General features: G+C 74.8%; 22 protein-coding genes. 10 read left to right on the top strand and 12 right to left on the bottom strand.

Annotated elements, in window-relative coordinates; all coding sequences use genetic code 11:
- Positions 1-69: 69 nt before the first annotated feature.
- From pknB to thiO, 4 genes are all read right to left on the bottom strand, one after another.
- Positions 70-2,055, bottom strand: coding sequence for a Stk1 family PASTA domain-containing Ser/Thr kinase (gene pknB / locus HNR21_RS27520; RefSeq protein ID WP_182707479.1), 1,986 nt, complete (start codon positions 2,053-2,055; stop codon positions 70-72).
- A gap of 85 nt (positions 2,056-2,140) precedes the next feature.
- Positions 2,141-2,935: a thiazole synthase gene (locus HNR21_RS27515; RefSeq protein ID WP_312881338.1), complete on the bottom strand. Its 795-nt coding sequence runs from the start codon at positions 2,933-2,935 to the stop codon at positions 2,141-2,143.
- Between the two features lie 2 nt (positions 2,936-2,937).
- A complete protein-coding gene (gene thiS / locus HNR21_RS27510) occupies positions 2,938-3,138 on the bottom strand; it encodes a sulfur carrier protein ThiS (protein WP_119729696.1) in 201 nt (66 codons plus the stop codon).
- A complete protein-coding gene (gene thiO / locus HNR21_RS27505) occupies positions 3,135-4,295 on the bottom strand; it encodes a glycine oxidase ThiO (RefSeq protein WP_182707477.1) in 1,161 nt (386 codons plus the stop codon). Before thiO ends, thiS begins: the two co-directional genes overlap by 4 nt.
- A 194-nt stretch (positions 4,296-4,489) precedes the next feature.
- On the opposite strand from thiO, the gene HNR21_RS27500 reads away from it, so the two are divergent.
- From HNR21_RS27500 to HNR21_RS27485, 4 genes are read left to right on the top strand one after another with little or no spacing between them, the layout of a single operon-like run.
- The gene (locus tag HNR21_RS27500; protein ID WP_119729697.1) at positions 4,490-5,680 is read left to right on the top strand and encodes an NAD(P)/FAD-dependent oxidoreductase; all 1,191 of its coding nucleotides are present in this window, start codon (positions 4,490-4,492) and stop codon (positions 5,678-5,680) included.
- A 46-nt stretch (positions 5,681-5,726) separates the two neighbouring features.
- Entirely contained in the window at positions 5,727-6,101 is a 375-nt protein-coding gene (locus HNR21_RS27495) for an Rv2175c family DNA-binding protein (protein ID WP_119731985.1), read from the top strand.
- Between the two features lie 47 nt (positions 6,102-6,148).
- A complete protein-coding gene (thiE, locus tag HNR21_RS27490) occupies positions 6,149-6,829 on the top strand; it encodes a thiamine phosphate synthase (protein WP_182707476.1) in 681 nt (226 codons plus the stop codon).
- A 45-nt stretch (positions 6,830-6,874) separates the two neighbouring features.
- The gene (locus tag HNR21_RS27485) at positions 6,875-7,033 is read left to right on the top strand and encodes a hypothetical protein (protein WP_182707475.1); all 159 of its coding nucleotides are present in this window, start codon (positions 6,875-6,877) and stop codon (positions 7,031-7,033) included.
- 18 nt (positions 7,034-7,051) lie between these two features.
- On the opposite strand, the gene HNR21_RS27480 is transcribed toward HNR21_RS27485, so the two are convergent.
- Entirely contained in the window at positions 7,052-7,978 is a 927-nt protein-coding gene (locus tag HNR21_RS27480) for a serine/threonine-protein kinase (protein ID WP_119729699.1), read from the bottom strand.
- A 79-nt stretch (positions 7,979-8,057) separates the two neighbouring features.
- Positions 8,058-9,119: a polyprenyl synthetase family protein gene (locus tag HNR21_RS27475; RefSeq protein ID WP_182707474.1), complete on the bottom strand. Its 1,062-nt coding sequence runs from the start codon at positions 9,117-9,119 to the stop codon at positions 8,058-8,060.
- A 101-nt stretch (positions 9,120-9,220) separates the two neighbouring features.
- Between HNR21_RS27475 and HNR21_RS27470 the strand changes: the two genes are divergently transcribed.
- Positions 9,221-10,606: an acyltransferase family protein gene (locus HNR21_RS27470; RefSeq protein ID WP_182707473.1), complete on the top strand. Its 1,386-nt coding sequence runs from the start codon at positions 9,221-9,223 to the stop codon at positions 10,604-10,606.
- A gap of 9 nt (positions 10,607-10,615) precedes the next feature.
- Positions 10,616-11,557 carry a methylenetetrahydrofolate reductase [NAD(P)H] gene (metF, locus tag HNR21_RS27465; protein ID WP_182707472.1) on the top strand — a complete coding sequence of 314 codons (942 nt, stop codon included), beginning with the start codon at positions 10,616-10,618 and terminating at the stop codon, positions 11,555-11,557.
- On the opposite strand, the gene HNR21_RS27460 is transcribed toward metF, so the two are convergent.
- Genes HNR21_RS27460 through HNR21_RS27440 form a run of 5 tightly spaced genes read right to left on the bottom strand, consistent with a single transcriptional unit; the run spans position 11,543 to position 14,225 of the window.
- Complete coding sequence (locus HNR21_RS27460) at positions 11,543-12,139, bottom strand: GNAT family N-acetyltransferase (RefSeq protein ID WP_233358626.1); 597 nt, start codon at positions 12,137-12,139, stop codon at positions 11,543-11,545. The genes metF and HNR21_RS27460 overlap by 15 nt on opposite strands.
- Before the next feature lie 9 nt (positions 12,140-12,148).
- Positions 12,149-12,478, bottom strand: a complete 330-nt coding sequence (locus HNR21_RS27455; protein ID WP_119729701.1) for a hypothetical protein — start codon at positions 12,476-12,478, stop codon at positions 12,149-12,151.
- Positions 12,475-13,338: a hypothetical protein gene (locus HNR21_RS27450; protein ID WP_182707471.1), complete on the bottom strand. Its 864-nt coding sequence runs from the start codon at positions 13,336-13,338 to the stop codon at positions 12,475-12,477. Before HNR21_RS27450 ends, HNR21_RS27455 begins: the two co-directional genes overlap by 4 nt.
- 50 nt (positions 13,339-13,388) lie before the next feature.
- Positions 13,389-13,739 carry an arsenate reductase family protein gene (locus HNR21_RS27445; protein ID WP_119729703.1) on the bottom strand — a complete coding sequence of 117 codons (351 nt, stop codon included), beginning with the start codon at positions 13,737-13,739 and terminating at the stop codon, positions 13,389-13,391.
- A gap of 18 nt (positions 13,740-13,757) precedes the next feature.
- Positions 13,758-14,225, bottom strand: coding sequence for a YbaK/EbsC family protein (locus HNR21_RS27440; protein WP_182707470.1), 468 nt, complete (start codon positions 14,223-14,225; stop codon positions 13,758-13,760).
- 77 nt (positions 14,226-14,302) lie between these two features.
- Here HNR21_RS27440 and HNR21_RS27435 point away from each other — a divergent pair, with 77 nt between their 5' ends.
- The 3 genes from HNR21_RS27435 (at position 14,303) to HNR21_RS27425 (ending at position 17,870) form a co-directional block, all read left to right on the top strand.
- Positions 14,303-15,088, top strand: coding sequence for a L,D-transpeptidase family protein (locus HNR21_RS27435; protein WP_182707469.1), 786 nt, complete (start codon positions 14,303-14,305; stop codon positions 15,086-15,088).
- Positions 15,089-15,382: 294 nt separating this feature from the next.
- On the top strand, positions 15,383-15,886 hold the full coding sequence (locus HNR21_RS27430; protein ID WP_119729706.1) for an SAV_6107 family HEPN domain-containing protein: 504 nt from the start codon (positions 15,383-15,385) through the stop codon (positions 15,884-15,886).
- A 565-nt stretch (positions 15,887-16,451) separates the two neighbouring features.
- Positions 16,452-17,870, top strand: coding sequence for an MFS transporter (locus HNR21_RS27425; protein WP_182707468.1), 1,419 nt, complete (start codon positions 16,452-16,454; stop codon positions 17,868-17,870).
- A gap of 119 nt (positions 17,871-17,989) precedes the next feature.
- Here HNR21_RS27425 and bldD read toward each other — a convergent pair whose 3' ends face one another.
- A complete protein-coding gene (gene bldD / locus HNR21_RS27420) occupies positions 17,990-18,484 on the bottom strand; it encodes a transcriptional regulator BldD (protein ID WP_119729708.1) in 495 nt (164 codons plus the stop codon).
- Positions 18,485-18,956: 472 nt separating this feature from the next.
- Between bldD and pyrR the strand changes: the two genes are divergently transcribed.
- On the top strand, positions 18,957-19,577 hold the full coding sequence (gene pyrR / locus HNR21_RS27415; RefSeq protein WP_233359187.1) for a bifunctional pyr operon transcriptional regulator/uracil phosphoribosyltransferase PyrR: 621 nt from the start codon (positions 18,957-18,959) through the stop codon (positions 19,575-19,577).
- The last annotated feature ends 1 nt before the right edge of the window (position 19,578 follow it).

The following is a 19,578-nucleotide window of genomic DNA, read 5'->3' as shown; positions in this document are numbered from 1 at the left end:
AGAGTAGTGGGCCCCGTCACCGGCCGGTGCCGGTGACGGGGCCCGCCGTCGCAGTGCCGGGGCCTGCGGTCAGTGCCAGATCTTCACCTTGTGGCCGCGCGGGGCGGTGCCGTTCGGGCCGGGGTCCTGGCGGATCACCCGCCCGGTGCCGAGCTGCTGGTGCACCTCGACGTCGAACCCGGCGCCGCGCAGCGCCTGGACGGCCGCGTTGACGTCCTGGCCGAGCACGGTCGGCACCGGCAGGGCGTTCGGGTCGCCCTGGCCGTTGTTGCAGAACGGGTTGATGGGGGCGAGGAGGCAGTCCTTCTTGTTGACGATCAGCGTCACCTGGTCGCCGCGGGACACCCCGGTGCCGGGCGGCGGGTTCTGCTCCAGCACCACGTCGCGCGGCCGGTCCGGCAGGTCGCGTTCCTCGACCTTGACGTCCAGGCCCATCGACCGGAGCTGGTTGGCGGCCTGCTCGGCGTTCACGTTCACCAGGTTCGGCATCTCCATGCCGGCGCTGACCACGATGTCGACCGGCTGGTCGGGGGAGACCTTCTTGCCGGCCTTGGGCGCGGTGCGGATCACCTGGTCCTTGGGGATGGTCTGCGAGGACTCCCGGGTCACCTCGCCGGGGGTGAAGCCGGCGTCCCGGAGGATCTTCCGGGCGTCCTCCAGCGACTTGCCCGCGGTGTCGGGCACCGGGATCGGCTGCTTGCCCTTGGACAGCGTGAGCGTGACGACCCCGCCCGCCTCGACGCGCTGGCCGGGGCCGGGATTCGACGCCGCGACATGGCCCTTGGGCACCTTGTCGCTGTAGGTGGACGGGCCGGTCTGCACCACCAGGCCGTCCTGCGCCAGCAGCCGCTTGGCGTCCTCCAGCTTCATCCCGACGATCTGCTCGGGCACCCGCTCGTACTGGCCGGCCACCTGGTACCAGACCGCCCAGCCGAGGATCACCGCGGCCAGCGCGCCGATCGCGATCAGCACGTACCGGCCGGTGACCGCGCTGATCACCCGCTCCATCGGGCCGGCCGGCGGAAGCGGCGCGGCCGGGGGCGGCGGATGCTGCCCGGGAACGACCGGGGGCAGCGTCTCGGCGGCCAGCACCCGGGTGTGCGCCCCCGGCGCCGCGGCCGGGGCCGGCACCGGGGCCGGCATGGGCAGCACCGAGGTGGCGTCCTGCGGCGGCGGCACCGCCCCGGCGAGCCGCCGGTCGATGTCCGGCGGCAGCGCGGCGGCCACGTCGGCGACCACCGCCAGGAAGCTCCCCGCGTCCTGCGGCCGGCGCGCCGGATCGTGGCTGGTCGCCAGCGTGACCAGGGTGTCCAGCTGGGACGGCAGGCCGGGCACCAGGCTGGAGGGCGGCGGCACCACGTCGTTGACGTGCTTGTAGGCCACCGCCAGCGGGGTGTCGCCGGTGTGCGGCTGCCGGCCGGTGAGCAGCTCGAACAGCATGATCCCGGCCGCGTAGACGTCGGAGCGCACGTCGGCGTGCCCGGTCAGCACCTGCTCGGGCGCCAGGTACCCGACCGTCCCGATGATCAGGCCGGTCTTGGTCTGCTTGCCCGCCGTCTCGGCCCTGGCCAGCCCGAAGTCGGCGACCTTGACCTGGCCCTCCTCGGTGAGCAGCACGTTCTCGGGCTTGACGTCGCGGTGCACCAGGCCAGCCCGGTGCGCGGCGGCCAGCGCCGCCAGGATCGGCTGCATGAGCTCCAGCGCCTCGCGCGGGCCCAGCCGGCCCCGCTCGGTCAGCAGCGCGCGCAGCGTCCTGCCCTGCACGTACTCCATCGCCAGGAAGACGTGCTGGCCGTCGGTGCCCTGGTCGTAGACCGCCACCACGTTGGGGTGCGACAGGGCCGCGGCCGCCTTCGCCTCGCCGATGAAACGCCGCACGAAGTCCTCGTCCTGGGCGAGGTTGGCGTGCATCACCTTCAGCGCGATCCGCCGATCGAGCTTGACGTCGTGGGCCACGTACACCGTGGCCATGCCACCTCGGGCGATCCGGGACTCCACGCGGTAGCGCCCGTCGAGCACCTGCCCGACGAGTGGATCGGCAACCGTCGTGTCCATCAGAGGGAGTGTACGGGCGTTTTGGCCCGCGTCTCATCACACTGGCGAATGACGGTCCCCACCCTGTCGTACCGTGACCGGGCCATCACGATGTGCCGATCCCTTCCCACGGCGAGGACGCCTGCGCGTACCGGCGCTTGGGGATCCGCCCCGCCAGCCGCGCCAGCCGCCCCGCCTGCACCGCGTGCCGCATCGCCGCCGCCATCACGGCCGGGGCCTGCGCCCGGGTCACCGCGGTCGCCAGCAGCACCGCGTCGCAGCCCAGCTCCATCGCCAGCGCCGCGTCGCTGGCGGTGCCCACCCCGGCGTCCAGGATCACCGGAACGTTCGCCTGCTCGACGATCAGCTCGATGTTGTGCGGGTTGCGGATGCCCAGACCCGACCCGATGGGGGAGCCCAGCGGCATCACCGCGGCGCAGCCGACCTGCTCCAGCCGGCGTGCCAGCACCGGGTCGTCGTTGGTGTACGGCAGCACCGTGAACCCGGCGTCCACCAGCTGCTCGGCCGCGTCGAGCAGCTCGACCGGGTCCGGCAGCAGGGTGTGCTCGTCGGCGATCACCTCCAGCTTGACCCAGTCGGTGCCCAGCGCCTCGCGGGCCAGCTTGGCGGTCAGCACCGCCTCCCCGGCGGTGAAGCAGCCGGCCGTGTTGGGCAGCACCCGGATCCCGCAGCGGCGCAGCACGTCCAGCACCGAGCCGCGGGCCTTCGGGTCCACCCGCCGCATCGCCACCGTGGTCAGCTCGGTGCCGGAGGCGGTCAGCGCCTCCTCCAGCACCCGCATGCTGGGCGCCCCGCCGGTGCCCATGATCAGCCGGGAGCCGAACGTCTCCCCGGCGATGACCAGGGGGTCCGTCCCGCCGGTCGTGTCCGTCGCGGCCACCTTCATCCTCCCTGCACGGCGGTCAGCACCTCGACCCGGTCGCCGTCCCGCACCGTCGTCTCGTTCCACGCCCGGCGGCCGACCACCTCGTCGTTGACCGCGACCGCGACCCCGGCCGCGGCCGGGGTGACCGACGCCACCACGGCCGCCACGGTGGTGCCCTCCGGCAGCTCCCGCGGCTCCCCGTTGACGACCACCTTCACGCCCTGGCCTCCACTTCGGCCTCCACTTCGAACCGGTCGGGGGTGAACGGCGCGGCGACCTCCGGGACGGTGCCGTCCACCAGGATCTCCGTCATCACGTCCGCCGTCACGGGGGTCAGCAGCACCCCGTTGCGGAAGTGGCCGGTGGCCAGGAACAGCCCCGGCAGGGCACTGGGCCCCAGCACCGGCGCGTTGTCCGGCGACCCCGGCCGCAGTCCCGCCGACACCTCGGCGAACTCCAGCTCGGTGATGCCGGGCAGCAGCTCGCGGGCGTCGCGGAGCAGCTGCCACAGCCCCCCGGCGGTGACGGTGGTGTCGAAGCCCATCTCCTCCTGGGTGGCGCCCACCACGATCTCGCCGTCGTCACGGGGCACCAGGTAGATCGACGAGCCCTTCACCACGCCGCGGGTGCTGCGCCCCAGGAACGGCGCCCTGGTGCGCAGCCGGATCACCTGGCCCTTGACCGGCCGCACCTCGGGCACGACCCCCTCGGGCAGGCCGTCCAGCTCGTTGCTGCGCGCCCCGGCCGCCAGCAGGATCCCGTCCGCCCGCAGCACGGTCCCGTCGTCGAGCCGTACGCCGGCGGCGGTGTCGCGTTCCACGACCAGGCCCGCCGCGCGCCGCCGGACCAGCCGCACGCCCGCCCGCTCCGCCGCCGCCAGCAGCGCCGCGGTCAGCCGCCGCGGGTCGATCGAGCCGTCCTCGGGGGCCAGCAGCCCGCCGCGCACCGAGGGCGCCAGCATCGGCTCCAGCCGCCGGCACTCGCGGCCGGTCAGCGCCTCGGTCGGGATGCCCAGCGACTCCTGGAAGCGCCGCAGGTCGTTCAGGAACGCCAGGTCGTCGGAGTCGAACGCGACCTCCAGGATCCCGTCCCGGCGGTACCCGGTGCGGTGCCCGGAGGCCTCCTCCAGTTCCGCCACGAACGCCGGATAGCGGTCCCGTGAGGCGATCCCCAGGTGCAGCAGCGGCTCCTCGCCGTACGTCAGCTCGCTGACCGGGGTCAGCATCCCCGCGGCCACCCGCGAGGCGCCGCCGGCGGGGTCGGGGTCCAGCACCGTCACGGCGCGCCCGCGGCGGGCCACCCGCCAGGCGGTGGCCAGCCCGATCACCCCGGCCCCGACGACCAGCAGGTCGGGGGCGTCCCCGGAGGTCGGCATCGGCATGCTCCCTTCGCCGGCATGATCCGGATCAGGTGGTGGCGGTCGGCGGCCCGCTCAGCCGCCCTCTCAGCCCGGTCGCACCGGACTCCCGCGCTCGTCACCTCCTAGCCTAAGCCGCCCGGATCGGTCCCGTTCCGCACGGGTTCGCCCGCCCGTGGCCGGTAAGCGGCCCGGTATTAGGGTGTGCGTCCATGGATCGCGTCATCGTGGTGGGCGGCGGGCTGGCCGGGGTCCGCTCGGTCGAGGCCCTGCGCGCCAAGGGGTACGAGGGGGAGCTCACGCTGCTGTCGGCGGAGCCGCACCGGCCCTATGACCGGCCGCCGCTGTCCAAGGCCGTCCTGCTGGGCGACAGCGACGACACCACGGTCGACGCCGACTGGGCCGCGCTGCGCTGCGAACTGCTGCTCGGCGAACGCGCCACCGGCCTCGCGCCCGCGCCCGCGGGCGGCGGCACGCTGCGCACGACGGCCGGGGACCTGCCGTTCGACGGGCTGGTCATCGCCACCGGGGCGACGCCGGTCACGCTGCCCGGCGACGGCCCCCAGCACGTGCTGCGCACCATCGACGACGCCCGGCGGCTGCGGGAGCGCCTGCGCGAGGGCGCGCGGATCGTGATCGTCGGGGCGGGCTGGATCGGCGCCGAGGTCGCCACCGCCGCCGCGGCCAAGGGCTGCGCCGTCACCGTGGTCGAGGCCGCCGACGCCCCGCTGGCCAACGCGATCGGGACGCGGATCGGCGCGCACACCGTCCCCTGGTACGCCGAGGCCGGGGTGACGCTGCGGACCGGCGTCAAGGTCGCGGCCGTCGAGCACGGCGGCCTCGCCCTCGCCGACGGCGGGCGCGTCGACGCCGACGAGGTCGTCGTCGGCGTGGGGGTGCGGCCCGAGCTCGGCTGGCTGGAGGGCTCCGGCGTCGAGATCGACGGCGGGGTGGTGGTCGACGAGTCGCTGCGCACCAACCTGCCCGGCGTCGTCGCGGTCGGCGACTGCGCCGCCTGGTGGTCGCGCCGGTACGGCCGGCGGATGCTGGTCGAGCACTGGGACACCGCGCTCAACGCTCCCGAGGTCGCCGCGGCCGCCCTGCTCGGCCAGGACGCCGCGTACGACGCCGTCCCCTACTTCTGGTCCGAGCAGTTCGGCCGGATGGTGCAGTACGCCGGGCACCACCCGTCCGCCGAGCGCCTGATCTATCGCGGCGACCCCGGCGCCGACGCCCAGTGGGCCGCGTGCTGGTTCACCGGCGACCGGCTGGAGGCGATCCTGACCGTCGACCGGCCGCGCGATCTGGTGCAGGCCCGCAGGATCATCGCGGCCGGCACGCCGATGGACGCCGACGCGGTCGCCGACCCGGCCGTTCCGCTGCGCAAAGCGGTGATCAGCTGAGGGTTTCAGGAAGGTGTGGGTGTGGTAGGCAGGTGGCGTGACGCAGATGCAAGCCACAGTTGAAAGCAGTCTCGACGCGACGACCGACGCCCTCGTCGGGGAATGGCTCACACTGCAGGAGGCCGCCGACCGGCTCGGCCTCAACCTCAAGCGCACCAAGCAGCTCATCCGCGACCACAAACTGCTGGGGGTCCAGCGCAACGGGACCGTGATGGTGCCCGCGGCGTTCATCCGGGACGGGCAGGTGGTCAAGGGCCTTCCCGGCACCCTGACGCTGCTGTCGGACGCCGGCTATGACAGCGTGGAGACGCTTCGGTGGCTGTTCACCGCCGACGACACCCTCCCCGGCACCCCGGTGCAGGCCCTGCTGGAGAACCGGGGCACCGAGATCCGCCGCCGCGCCCAGGCGCTGGCGTTCTGACCGGCCGCGCGGAGCAGTCCACAGCGGCTTAGAAGGGCACCCCCTCGTTGTCAAGGCACCTGCTGTCCGAACGCGCGGTCGCGCTGCGGACCCGGCTGGACCGGGCGCGCCTGTACCTGTGCACCGACGCCCGGGAACGGCAGGGCGACCTGCCGGAGTTCCTCGACGCCGTGCTCGCGGCGGGCGTGGACATCGTCCAGCTCCGCCAGAAGGGCCTGGAGGCCCGCCAGGAGATGGAGTACCTGGAGGTCTTCCGGGACGCCTGCGACCGGCACGGGGCGCTGCTGGCGGTCAACGACCGCGCCGACGTGGCCTACGCGGTCGGAGCGGACGTGCTGCACCTCGGCCAGGACGACCTGCCGGTGCCGCACGCCCGCCGGATCGTGGGGGAGGACGTGCTGATCGGCCGGTCCACCCACTCCGACGAGCAGGCCGCGGCGGCCGCCGCCCAGCCCGGCGTGGACTACTTCTGCGCCGGGCCGGTGTGGCCCACCCCCACCAAGCCGGGGCGGCCCGCGCCGGGGCTGAAGCTGGTGGAGTACACCGCCGCGCTGCGGACCGGCCGGCCCTGGTTCGCGATCGGCGGCATCGACGCCGGCAACCTCGACCAGGTGCTGGCGGCCGGCGCCCGCCGGGTGGTGGTGGTCCGGGCGATCACCGAGGCCGCCGACCCCGGGGCCGCCGCCGCCGAGCTGGCGCGCCGGCTCCGCGCGGCGCCGCCGGTGTGACGGCCGGCGCAGCGCGCCCGCGCGCCGCGGTGGAACAATGGGCGCATGACGATCAGCCCTGACGAGGAACGCCCCGTCGACCTGGTCGACGACGAGATCGAGATCCTGCCCGACCAGACGGTCGACGACACCGACACGGGCTGGGGCGAGTGGCGCGGCGACGACGACTCGCGGCTGCTCTCCGAACGCCCCCCGCACTGGTGACGGCCCGCTGCCCGGCGGTCAGCCGCCGGGCAGCAGCACCCCGATCGTGAAGCCCGCCGCCACCACCACGGCCAGCGCCACCATCATCCGCCACCGGTAGCGCGGAATCCGGTCCGGCCGCGGCTTGGGCGCCGGCGGGCGGCCCTCCCGCAGCGCCCGCACCAGCTGCGGCGCGGTGGGCCGGGCGGCGGGGTTCTTGTCCAGGCAGGCCAGCACCAGCTCGCGCAGCGGCCCGCGCAGGTCGCCCAGGTCCGGCGGGCGGGAGGCGACCCGGCGCATCACCGCCGCGTTCGGCCCGGTGCCGAACGGCGGGCGCCCGGTCGCGGCGAACACCATGGTCGCGCCCCAGGCGAACACGTCGGCGGGCGGCCCCACCGGCTCGTCCTCGATCTGCTCGGGGGCCATGTAGGCGGGGGTGCCGACCGGCCCGGTGGTGATCGCGGTGCTGTCCAGGATCCGGGCGATGCCGAAGTCGATCACCTTGGCCCCGCCCTTGGCCAGCAGCACGTTCCCCGGCTTGAAGTCGCGGTGCACCACCCCCGCGCGGTGGATCGCCGCCAGCGCCCGCGCCGTCCGCAGCGCCACCCGCTGCAGCCGATCCTCCGGCAGCGGCCCGCGCTCGGTCACCACCTGCTGCAGCGACGGCCCCCGCACGTACTCGCTGACGATGTACGGCCGGTCCCCGGTCACCCGGGCGGCCAGCACCCGCGCCGTGTGCGGCCCGGCCACCTGCCGCGCCGCCTCCGCCTCCTTGGCGAACCGGCTGCGCGCCCGCGGTCCGGCCGCCCGCCCGCCGTGCAGCAGCTTCACCGTGACCAGCTCGCCGTCCCGGCCCCGCCCGAGGTAGGCGACCCCCTGCCCGCCCTCGCCCAGCCGTCCGAGCAGCGTGTAACCGCCCAGCCGACGCGGGTCGCCGGGACCCAGCGGAACCGTCTCCGGCAGCACGAGCGACCTCCGGGGGGAAGAGGGGCCGAGATCGCCTCTCTTTGTACCAGCCGGGTGTCCGGGCGGGCCCGGTCCGCGGTCAGACCTTCCGGGCGGTGGCGGCCACGGCGAGGTCGACCAGGGCGGAGCGGGCGTCGGGGGCGACGGGGGCGGCGTCCAGGGCGGCGCGGGCCTGGTCGGTGTACTGGTCGATCAGCTTCTCGCAGGCGGTCAGGGCGCCGGTCTCCTCGATGACGGCGCGCAGCTCGTCCACTCCGGCGGAGTCCAGCCCGGGGTCGCCCAGACGGCGTTCGATCAGGTCGGCCTGGGCGGGGGTGGCGCGTTCCAGGGCGAAGGCGATCAGCACGGTGCGCTTGCCCTCGCGCAGGTCGTCGCCGGCGGGCTTGCCGGTCTCGGCGGGGTCGCCGAACACCCCGAGCACGTCGTCGCGGAGCTGGAAGGCGATGCCCAGCGGCAGGCCGTAGGCGCGCAGGCCGGCCACCACCCGGGGGTCGCCGCCGGCCAGCTCGGCGCCCATGTGCAGCGGGCGTTCGATGGTGTACTTGGCGGACTTGTACTCCACCACCGTCAGCGCCGCCTCCACCCGGCCGGTGGCCCGCGCGCTCTCCAGCATGTCCAGGTACTGGCCGCAGATCACCTCGGTGCGCATCACGTCGAACACCCGGCGGCCGCGGCGCAGCGACTCGGCGTCCAGCCCGCTGGCGTCGAACATCTCCGCCGACCAGGCCAGGCACAGGTCGCCGAGCAGGATCGCGGCGCCCTCGCCGAACGACCCGGCGGCGCCCCGCCAGCCCTGCTCGCGGTGCGCCGCCTCGAACCGGCGGTGCACCGAGGGCTGGCCGCGGCGGGTGTCGCTGGCGTCCATCACGTCGTCGTGGATCAGCGCGCTGGCCTGCAGCAGCTCCAGGGACGCGGCGGCGGCGGCGATGCCCCGGGAGGCCTCGATGTCCTCGCCGCCGGCCGCCCGCCAGCCCCAGTAGCAGAACGCCGGCCGCAGCCGTTTGCCGCCGGCCAGCAGCGCGTCCAGCGCCGACAGCAGCGGGGCCAGGTCGCCGCTGATCTCCAGCACCCCCGGGCGCTGCCGGTCGACGAACGCCAGCAGGGCGTCGTCGATCTCCTTGCGTACACGGCCAGCGGACATGTCGATCACCCTAGTGAACCCCACTCGGGTACTCCTACCCAGGCCGGGCTGAGTACCCCAGCTCATGCCCAAGCGTCCCGGCGCCGCCGATCATGACCATTATGCGCGTCAAGTCCGAACAGTCGGCAACTTTCGGCGGTAACCGATTTACCGCGAGGGCGGCGGAACTGGCCGCCCGTACGCCCGCGGACCGCGATCGCCATGTCGATTTCCTCCGGGTCGGCTCGCTGGCCGTGGTGGTGCTCGGTCACTGGCTGATGGCGGTGCCGCTGACCGGTCCCGACGGGTCCGTGCGGGCCGGGAACGCGCTGGCGGTGATGCCGTCGCTGCAGCCCCTCACCTGGCTGCTGCAGGTGATGCCGGTGTTCTTTTTCGTGGGCGGCTTCTCGCACGCCAAGGCTTTGCGGCGCGGCCCGCGGTACGGCGAATTCGTCCGGGCGCGGGCGGCCCGGCTGCTGGTTCCGACCGCGGTGTTCGCCGCCGTCTGGCTGGCCGCCGCCCTGCTCGTCGAACTGGCCGGGCGCGACGAGGGGGTGCTCAGGCTGGCCACCCGGGTCGTCGCCCAGCCCCTGTGGTTCGTCGGCGTCTACCTGGCGATGGTGGCGTTCGCCCCGCCGATGTGGCGGCTGCACCGCTCGTACGGCGCGGCGGTGCCGGTGGCGCTCGGCGTGGGCGTGGTGGCCGTCGACCTGCTCAGGTTCGGGTACGGGGTCACCGCGGTCGCGCCGCTGAACCTGCTGCTGGTCTGGCTGGCGGTGCACCAGCTCGGGTTCTGCCACGCCGACGGGCGGCTCGGGCGGCGCGTCTCGGCGGCGCTGGCCGGATGTGGCCTCACCGCGATGCTCGCGCTGATCGCCTGGGGCCCGTACCCGCTGTCGATGGTGGGGATGCCGGGCGCGCCGGTCTCCAACATGTCCCCGCCGACCCTGGCGCTGTTCACCCACGCGCTGTGGCTGATCGGCCTGACCATGCTGCTGCACGGCCCGGCCGCCCGGATGCTCGCCAGGCCCCGCGTCTGGATCGGGGTGATCGCCGCGAACGGGCTGGCGATGACCGCGTTCCTGTGGCACCTGACCGCGCTGTTCCTGCTGTGCGCCGTGCAGTTCGGGCTGGGCCTGCCGCGGCCCGCGGTGGGGGAGCCGGCCTGGTGGCTGTCCCGGCCGCTGTGGCTGGCGCTGCTGGCCGCGGCGACCGCCGGGCTGGTGGCGCTCTTCCGCCGGGCCGACCGCCCGCGCCGGCCCGCTCCGCGCTCCCACGGGCCGCTGCGCGACGTCGCCGGGATCACGCTGTGCGTGCTGGGCGTGCTGGGATTCTCGGCGGTCGGGTTCGGCGGGACGCTCGCCGGGCGGACCGCGACGCTGGTGGTCCTGCCGGTCAGCCCGGCGCTGTGCCTGGGCCTGCTGGCCGCGGGCGCCGCGCTGCTGGGCCTGTTCGGCGGCCCGTCCGCCGGGGCGTTCGGCCGCGACCGCCGGGACGCGACCCACTAATCTAGGGGGATGTCTTCCGCGCTGCCTGGTCGCGCCCCCACGATCCGCGAGCTGCTCGCCGCCGGGGGCAAGTCGTTCTCGTTCGAGTTCTTCCCGCCCAAGACCGAGGCGGGGGTGCGGAACCTGTGGCGCACCATCCGGGAGCTGGAGGCGCTGCGGCCGACGTTCGTCTCGGTGACCTACGGCGCCGGCGGCGGCACCCGCGACAAGACCGTCGACATCGTCGAGCGGATCGCCACCGACACCACCCTCACCCCGGTGGCGCACTTCACCGCCGTCAACCACTCGGTCGCCGAGCTGCGCAACCTGATCGGCCGGTTCGCCTCCGTCGGGGTCCGCAACATCCTCGCGCTGCGCGGCGACCCGCCCGGCGACCCGATGGGGGAGTGGGTCAAGCACCCCGAGGGCGTGGAGTACGCCGAGGAGCTGGTGCGGATGATCCGCTCGTACGGCGACTTCTGCGTGGGCGTGGCGGCGTTCCCCTACAAGCACCCGCGCTCGCCCGACATCGACAGCGACACCCGGCACTTCGTGGCCAAGTGCCGGGCCGGCGCGGACTACGCCATCACCCAGATGTTCTTCCGCGCCGAGGACTACTTCCGGCTGCGCGACCGGGTCGCCGCGCACGGCTGCGACGTGCCGATCATCCCGGGCATCATGCCGGTCACCCAGCTGTCCACCATCGAGCGCTCCGAGCAGCTGTCGGGCGCGCCGTTCCCGCCGGAGCTGGCGGCCCGGTTCGAGGCGGTCGGCGACGACCCCGAGGCGGTCCGCAGGCTCGGCATCGAGCACGCCGCCGCGCTGTGCCAGGAACTGCTGGACCAGGGCGCGCCGGGCATCCACTTCATCACCTTCAACAAGTCCACCGCGACCCGCGAGGTGTACCGGATGCTGGACGTGAGCGCCCTCGGCGGCGTCGCCTCCGGCAGCCCGGCCTCACTCGCCGGCTGAGCCGCCCAGCGGGAGCCGCGCCCCCATCACCGCGTAGCGCGGCCCCCCGCCGGGGAACGCGAAGTCCGTCAGCAGGTCGACCATGCCCACCGACCGGTACAGCCGCCGGGCGGGCGTGTCCGGCCTGCGGTCCAGCGTGGACAGCACCACGGTCCGCTCCGGCCGGCCCGCGCACAGGGTGACGAGCAGCGCCCGGCCCGTCCCGTGCCCCTGGTACGCCGGATGCACGTGCAGCTCGGCGACCTCGAAGCTGTCGCCCAGCCACTCCTCGGCGTGCGCGGGCCCGCCCCGCTCGGTGAGCGCCTGGTGCACGATGTCGTGCCACCACTGGCCGGGCGCCCCGTGGAAGCCGTAGGCGAACCCCTGGATCGTTCCGCCGCGCCGGAACGGGCGGCGCGTCTCGGCCAGCAGCGCCCGGAACCGCGGATACCGGGCGTGCCGCTCCATGATGGCCCGCCGGCCGGGCAACTGGTCGGCGGGCGGGCTCATCGCCGCGGTGTAGATGTCCAGGATCGGGTCGAGCCGCCGGGTGAATCCCCGCCGGTCCACCTCGCGAAGCTTGGCGGGATCAGGGTCGTTCACCCGGCCAGACTAGACCCGCCGGATCGTCCGGGGCGTGGCCACCAGGGCGGCGTGCAGGTCGGTCAGGATCCGGTCCGCGGCCTGGTGCAGCATCCGCCGGTTGTCCTCCAGCCGGCCGCCCCACGCGCGGGCCTCCGGGCCCAGCCAGGCGTCGGTCCCGGCCAGCGTGCGGCTCGGCGGGTCCAGCGCCCGCCGCAGCCGGTCGATGCTGCCGTAGGCGTCCCGGTAGGCGTGGTACAGCCGCTCGTACTCGGGGTTGGGCAGCTCGCCGGGCGGGAGCTGGGCGGCGGCGACCGCGTCGATCGGGGCCTGCAGGGTGCCCGGGGGCGGCGGGGTCATGACGTCCCCCCGGCGGGCGCCAGGTGCCCGGCCTCGGGCCGTACGCCCAGGCGGGCCAGCGCCTCGTCGGTCCGCCGGCTCATGTCGGCGCGCAGCAGCACGGCCTCGGCGGTGTCCCGGACGCCGAGCCGCTGCGACTCGGTCAGCAGCGTCCGCAGCCAGACGGTGTTCATGCCCAGGTGGAAGCTGGCGGTGCCGAGCGACCCGCTCAGCGCCTCCAGCCGGGTCTCGTCGTCCCCGGCCTGGCGGATCAGGGCGGCCACCCCGGCGGGGCCGAGCCGTTCGTACAGCTCGGCGGTGTAGTCGGGGTCGCCGGCGTTCTGCCGCAGCCGCCGCCACACCTCGTCGGGGAACGGACCGCCGTCCCGGTCGGCGCGGGTGACGGCCAGGGCGTCGGTGCGGGCGGCCTTCTGCGCGGCCCGCTGGTCGGGGAACGCGCCGAGGTCCGGGCCCGCGCCGTTCGGGGTGAGGGGCGGGGTGCGCGGCGTCCCGGGCACGCCCACCGGCCGCGGCCCTTCCGTGCCGCCCGAGCCGCCCGCGCCGCCGCCCGCCCGCGGCACCGGCGGCCGGGACGGCGCCGCCGGGCCCGGGCGGACGCCGCCCGCCGGATCCGGGTGGGTGATCGCGTAGTTGTGCCGCCGGTGCAGCATGCTGAGCTGCTCGGCCACCCAGACGCTCACCTCCTGGGCCCGCCGGTGCCCCTCGGCGGACACCCCGGCCGGCGGCGGATGCGCGGCCAGCCAGCCCGTGATCGCCCTGTCCGCGTCGTGCATCTGCCTGATCAGATGGCCCAGCGCGGCCGGGTCGATGCCGCGGAACTGCGGGTCGCCCGCGGCGGGGCCGGTGCGCATGCTGCTCATCGCCGCTCCGATGCGGTGCCGAACGGTCGGTCCCAGGATCACACCGCCGGTCAGGAGCTGTCGAGGGCGCTGCGGACCGCGTCGTCGTCCCGCGCCACCACCGCCCGGCCGCCGGTGACGATGATCGGCCGCTGGATGAGCACCGGGTGCTCCGCCATCAGCTCGATCCACCGCCTGCGGTCGCGCTCCAGGTCCTTCAGGCCGAGCTCCTTGGCGACGGGCTCGTTCAGCCGGGCGACCTCCCAGGGCTCGGCGCCGATGGCGGTCAGCACCTCCTCCAGCTCCGCCGCGGTCGGCGGGTCGTCCAGGTAGCGGCGTTCGGTGTAGGTCACGCCCGCCTCGTCGAGGGCGGCCTTGGCGGCGCGGCTCTTGGAGCAGCGCGGGTTGTGCCAGATCTCCATGGCCCCGATTCTCCCCGTTCAGGCGCCCACGTCGGCGGACGTGCCGCCGGTGATGCGCAGCAGCTCCGCGTACGAGGTGGGGAAGACGGTGTGCGGGTGCCCGCCGGCCGCCCACACCGTCTCGTGCTCCTCCAGCCAGGTGTCCACCAGCGTGCGGATCGGGGCCGGGTGCCCGACCGGGGCGACGCCGCCGATGGGCTGGCCGGTGGCCTCGCGGACGAAGTCGGGGGTGGCCCGCCGTACCCGCCGCGCGCCCACCAGCCCGGCGACCTTGGCCGTGTCCACCCGGTGCGCCCCGCTGGTCAGCACCAGCAGCGGAGCGCCGTCGGCGTCGAAGACCAGGCTGTTGGCGATCGCCCCGACCGGGCAGCCGAGCTGGCGCGCGGCGGCCTCGGCGGTGGGGGCGGCCTCCGGCAGCTCGATGATCTCGCCGGTGGCGCCGCGTTCCCTGAGCGCGGCGGCCACCTTCTCGGTGTTGGGATGCATGCCAGGCACCTTACGGGGCCGAACCCGGCGGATGGATCGGCCGTCAAAAGGGAACTTCTGCCGGTAGGAGGTCGCATATGGGGACGAGGGCGCGCATCGGCGCGATCATGGCCGCGGGCGGGGTCCTGGTGTTGCCGGGATGCTCGCAGCCGGCCGCCACCACGGCGGCGGGGGAGGATCGGCCTCCCACATCCACCCGGCCTTCCGTGACGGCCACGCCCTCTCCCACCCGGACGCCCCGGCCCAAGCTCAAGCCGGGGGCCAAGGGCGAGGACGTCAAGGCCCTGCAGCGGCGTCTCAAGGAGCTCGGGTACGCGCCCGGCCCCGTCGACGGGCGGTACGGGATGACCACGCAGATGGCGGTGTGGGCGTTCCAGAAGGTCAACCGGATCAAGGTGTCCGGCACGGTGGGCCGCGAGATGTGGCAGGCCCTGGACCGCCCGGCCGCGCCCAGGCCGGTGGCCAAGAAGCGGGAGCCCGACCGGGTGGACGTGGACCTGCGCCGCCAGTACCTGGTCGTCTACAAGGGCGGCAGGCCGGTGCTGATCTCCCACATCTCCTCGGGGTCGGGGGAGCTGTTCTGCTCGCGGGACGTCCCCGGCGCCGCGCCGCGCTGCCGCTACGCGGTCACCTCGACGGGGGACTTCCGGACCGGGCGCCGGGCGTCGGGATGGGAGACCTCGCCGCTCGGGCGGCTGTACAACCCGATCTACTTCAACGGCGGCATCGCCTTCCACGGCGCGCTCAGCGTCCCGCGGTACCCGGCCTCGCACGGGTGCGTGCGGCTGCCGATGAACGTCGCCGAGGTGTTCCCGAGGCTGGTGGGGACGGGCGTGCCGGTCCACCTGCGGCGGCCCGGGTGACCTGACCGATTTTTGTCAGACCCCTTCGCTTTCCTGGTGGTGTGCCGTTGACCTGCGCCGCCGCCGGGCGGTGGGGCGGGGCCCGGTGTGCGTTCGAACGTATTGACGAATCGGCTCGGGGGCTGTTTACTGAGATGCGTCGAACTAATGTTCGAGGTGGCGCGGGGCTCGCGGCCCGCGCCGTGGGGCACACGTCCCGCCGGGGCAGCGCGAACCGTCCGGCGGAACGTGACGGCCGGGCGGAGTGAGGGGAAGCTCTCCGTCCGGCCGGCCCGAAGCCGGAAGGAGAGGCGAATGTCCGGATCGACGACCGCCCGACGCAGAGCCCATACCGACGCCCACGGCGAGGTCCGTCCCGTGCCCGCGCCCCGTCCCCGGCCCGCCCAGGCCCGGACCGGCCACACCGCCCGCGGCCAGCTCCACGCCGCCCGCATGTGCCTGGCCGAGGCCGCCGAGGCCACCTCACCGGCCGTCCGCTTCGTGTCCGCCCACCTGGCCGCGCTGCGCGCCGCCGCGGCCGTGCTGGCCACCCACGAGCCGCTGGAGACCCATCGCCGCGGCCGGCCCCGCAGCGTCTGGGTGCTGCTCCCCGAGGCCGACCCCGCCCTGCGCGAGTGGGCCGCCTTCTTCGCCGCCGGCGCCGACAAGCGCGCCGCCGCCGAGGCCGGCCTGCCCCGCGCCGTGACCCCCCGGGAGGCCGACGAGCTCCTGCACGACGCGGAGATCTTCGTCTCCCTGGTCGAGGACACCCTGGGCATCCCGGGCCAGCCCACCCTCCCCATCCCCGAGGCCAGCTGACCGGACCGCCCGCCCGCACGGCCCCGCCCGCCGCCCACCCAGGTCGGCCGGGCGCGAGAACCCCCATGGAGGCAGACCGGCGCGCGCCCACCCCCGGGCGCCCGCCAGCGCCCTTCGCCGGAGCGCATTCGCCTCCCCCGGGCCGCCACCGGACCACCCTCCCCGGCCCGGTGGCGGCAACCCCCGCCGCGCCGGCGGAGTCGCGAAGCCCCCCGACCGACTCCGCCGGCGCGGTTCACGTCGCCTGCCCGTCCGCGCGTTCCTCGTGTCCGGATCCTCTGTGTCCGGATCCTCTGCGTCTCCCGGGCTCCGTGTCTTTGCGTTCTGGGCCGTGTCTCCCGCCTTCTGGGCTCCGTGTCTCGGGGTTTGCGGCTTCCGCACCCGCGCGTTCTCCGGGTCTTCCGGGCCAAGCCCATGAGGGATCCGGGCGTTCGTCCGGTCGCCTGGTCTGAGCCGGACGTTGGAGCCGCGGGGTGTTCCCGCTGTGGAGATGGAGGGCGGTGAGGGTGCTTTGGCTGGTGGGGGTGGGGTTTGGGGGGATGTGTCGGAGTAACGTTGGGCCGCCATGGGTTTGGGTGGGGAGACAGGGCGGGAGCGGCTCGTCGTACCGCTGCTGGCGTTTCTCGGGGTGATGGCGTACGCGCTGTCGATGGCGGTGGTGACGCCGGCGTTGCCGTTGATCCAGGAGGGGCTGGGGACCACGGCCGGGGGAGCGGCGTGGACGTTGACGGCGATGACGTTGTCGGCGGCGGTGGGCACGCCGGTGATCGGGCGGCTGGGGGATCTGTTCGGGCCGCGGCCGGTGCTGCTGGTGGTGCTCGTGGTGACGGTCGTCGGGATGGTCGTCGCGGCGCTGGCGGCCTCACTGCCGGTGATGCTGGCGGGAAGGGCGCTGGCGGGCGTGGGCGGCGGGGTGTTCCCGCTGGCGTACACGATCATCCGGGAGGTGCATCCGCCGCACCGGACGGCGTCGGCGGTGGGGCTGATGTCGTCGATGCTGGGGCTGGGCGGGGCGCTGTCATGGGTGATCGCCGGGCCGGTGATCGACTGGTTCGGCTGGCGGTGGCTGCTGTGGGTGCCGGTGGCGGGACTGGTGCCGGGCGTGGCGCTGGCGTGGTGGATCGTTCCACGGACCGGTCGGCGGGAGACGGCCCGGATCGACTGGTGGGGGGCGCTGCTGTTCGCGGCCTGGCTGGTGTGCGGGCTGACGGCGCTGACGCAGGCCCCCGCGTGGGGGTGGGCGGATCCGCGGATCCTGGCGCTGGCCGCGGCGGCCGCCGGGCTGGCGGGGTGCTGGCTGGCGGTGGAGTCGCGGGTGGCCGAGCCGCTGGTGGACCTGCGGCTGATGCGGCGGCGCGGGGTGTGGACGGCGAACGTCGCCTCGATGCTGGCGGGGTACGCGCTCATGGCCGGGGGCATCCTCTTCCCCCTGCTGGTGCAGCTGCCCGTCGCGACCGGGTTCGGCTTCGGGGGGTCGGCGACACAGGCGGCCCTGCTGCAACTGCCGGCCAGCGTCGGGATGACCGTGGCCGGGTTCGCCGCCGGCGCGCTGGACATGCGGGTCGGCTCGCGGGCGGTGCTGCTGGCCGGGGCGGTGCTCACGCTCACCGGGTACGGCTACGTCGCGGTCGCGCACGACCACATGTGGCAGCTGTACACGGGCGGGATCGCGCGCGGCATCGGGCTCGGGCTGGCCTACGCGGCGGTCGCCAACCTGGTCGTCGCCGCCGTCCCGGCCGGTCAGACCGGCGTGGCCACCGGCGTCAACACCCTGATCCGCACCGTCGGCGCGTCCCTGGGCACCCAGGCCAGCGCCGCGATCGTCACCGCCTCCGCCCCGTTCCCCGGCGGCACCCCCACCGAGGGCGGTTTCACCCTGGGCTTCGCGGTGGCCGCCGCCACCATGGTCGCCGCGATCGGTCTCGCCCTCCTCGCCCCCAGGCAACCTCCGGGCCCGGGCGACCACCGCCCCGACATGCCCTGAGGCGCCGTCACCCCTGACACCGGGTCCGAGCGCCGAGCGCGGTGGCCGGTGGGGGCGCAAAGACGGCCGCCGCGTTCACCGGCGGGCGAACGCGGCGGCACAGGCAAGGAGAAAGGAGGTCAGAAGGCCTCGACGGCGCGGCGGGCCTCGGGGTCGAGGACGCCCCAGCCGATCAGTTCCTCGGTCAGCTCGTTCGGGGACTTGTCATAGATCACCGCCAGCGAGCGCAGGTCCTCCTGGCGGATCGACAGCACCTTGCCGTTGTAGTCGCCGCGCTGGCTCTGGATGGTGGCGGCGTAGCGGGCCAGGGGGCCGGCCTTGTCCTTGGGCAGCTGCTGCAGGCGCTCAAGGTCGATCACCAGCTTGGGCGTGGGGCCCAGCGGGCTCGGCGAGGCGCCGCCCGGCAGCAGCTCCGACACCGGAACGCCGTAGAAGTCGGCGAGCTCGGCCAGCTTCTGCACGGTCACCGCGCGGTCGCCGCGCTCGTAGGACCCCACCACGACGGCCTTCCACCGGCCGCGGGACTTCTCCTCCACGCCGTGCAGGGACAGGCCCTGCTGGGTGCGGATCGCGCGCAGTCGCGCGCCAAGAGCCTTTGCATATTCAGACGGCATCGTTGCGGCCCCCCAGGCTCACTTTCATCATCGTCGTCGGGCCCCGGGGAGCGGCGGTCGGGTCGCTCCCGCAGGGAGCGGGACCCGGGACCGAACGCCCCGGACCCGTCTCCAGGGATGGTTACGGACAGTGACGGTAAAACGGGGAGGCCCGAAGGTCAAGCCGATTGGAAAAAAGCGGTCGAACCGGCAGGTGTCTCTCGACCGTCGAGGGCGGGAGCGCTCCCACTGCGCTCCGCGGCCGGTTCCGCACCCTCGGGCACCGGTCCCGCGCCCTCGGGCACCAGGTCACGACCGTCCGGAACGGCCCGCCCGTGGGCTCGATGTGACCCCTCTCACCAGGCAAGACGCGGGCCGGGCCAAGGCGGGCGGGCCGCCGGGGCTGCTACCGTGAGGAGGACGAAAACGTCCTTTAACCCCGTCCCGTGAGGCGGGAAAGGAGGTTCCGGCGGTGAATGCTGCCTTCCGGCCGGTGGAACCGGCCGCGCCGCGCCCGGCCGAAGACGCCGAAGGTGATGTAGGCCACAAGGCCGTTCTGGAGGCCCCCGACATCCGGCGCGCCCTCACCCGCATCGCCCACGAGATCCTCGAGCGCACCAAGGGCGGCGAGAACGTCGTCCTGCTCGGCATCCAGACCCGCGGCGTCACCCTGGCCCGCCGGCTGGCCGCCCGGCTGGAGGAGGTCGAGGGCAGGCCGGTCCCCTGGGGCTCCCTCGACGTGACGATGTACCGCGACGACCTGCGGATGCGGCCGGCGCGCGCGCTGGGCCGCACCGACCTGCCCGCGGGCGGCATCGACGACCGCATCGTGGTCCTGGTCGACGACGTGCTGTTCTCCGGCCGGACCGTGCGCGCCGCCCTGGACGCCCTGAACGACCTGGGCCGCCCCCGCGCCGTGCAGCTGGCCATCCTGGTCGACCGCGGCCACCGCGAGCTGCCCATCCGCGCCGACTACGTGGGCAAGAACCTGCCCACCTCGATGCGCGAGACCGTCCGGGTGCTGCTGGCCGAGAACGACGGGCGGGACGTGGTCCTGCTCGGGCCCGCCGCACCCCGCACCACCCGGGGCGGCGCGCCGTCCCACGGCGAATAAG

The sequence above is a fragment of the Thermomonospora cellulosilytica genome (assembly GCF_014138835.1).
Taxonomy (GTDB): Bacteria; Actinomycetota; Actinomycetes; order Streptosporangiales; family Streptosporangiaceae; genus Thermomonospora; species Thermomonospora amylolytica.
This window is presented reverse-complemented; position numbering and strand designations above follow the sequence as displayed.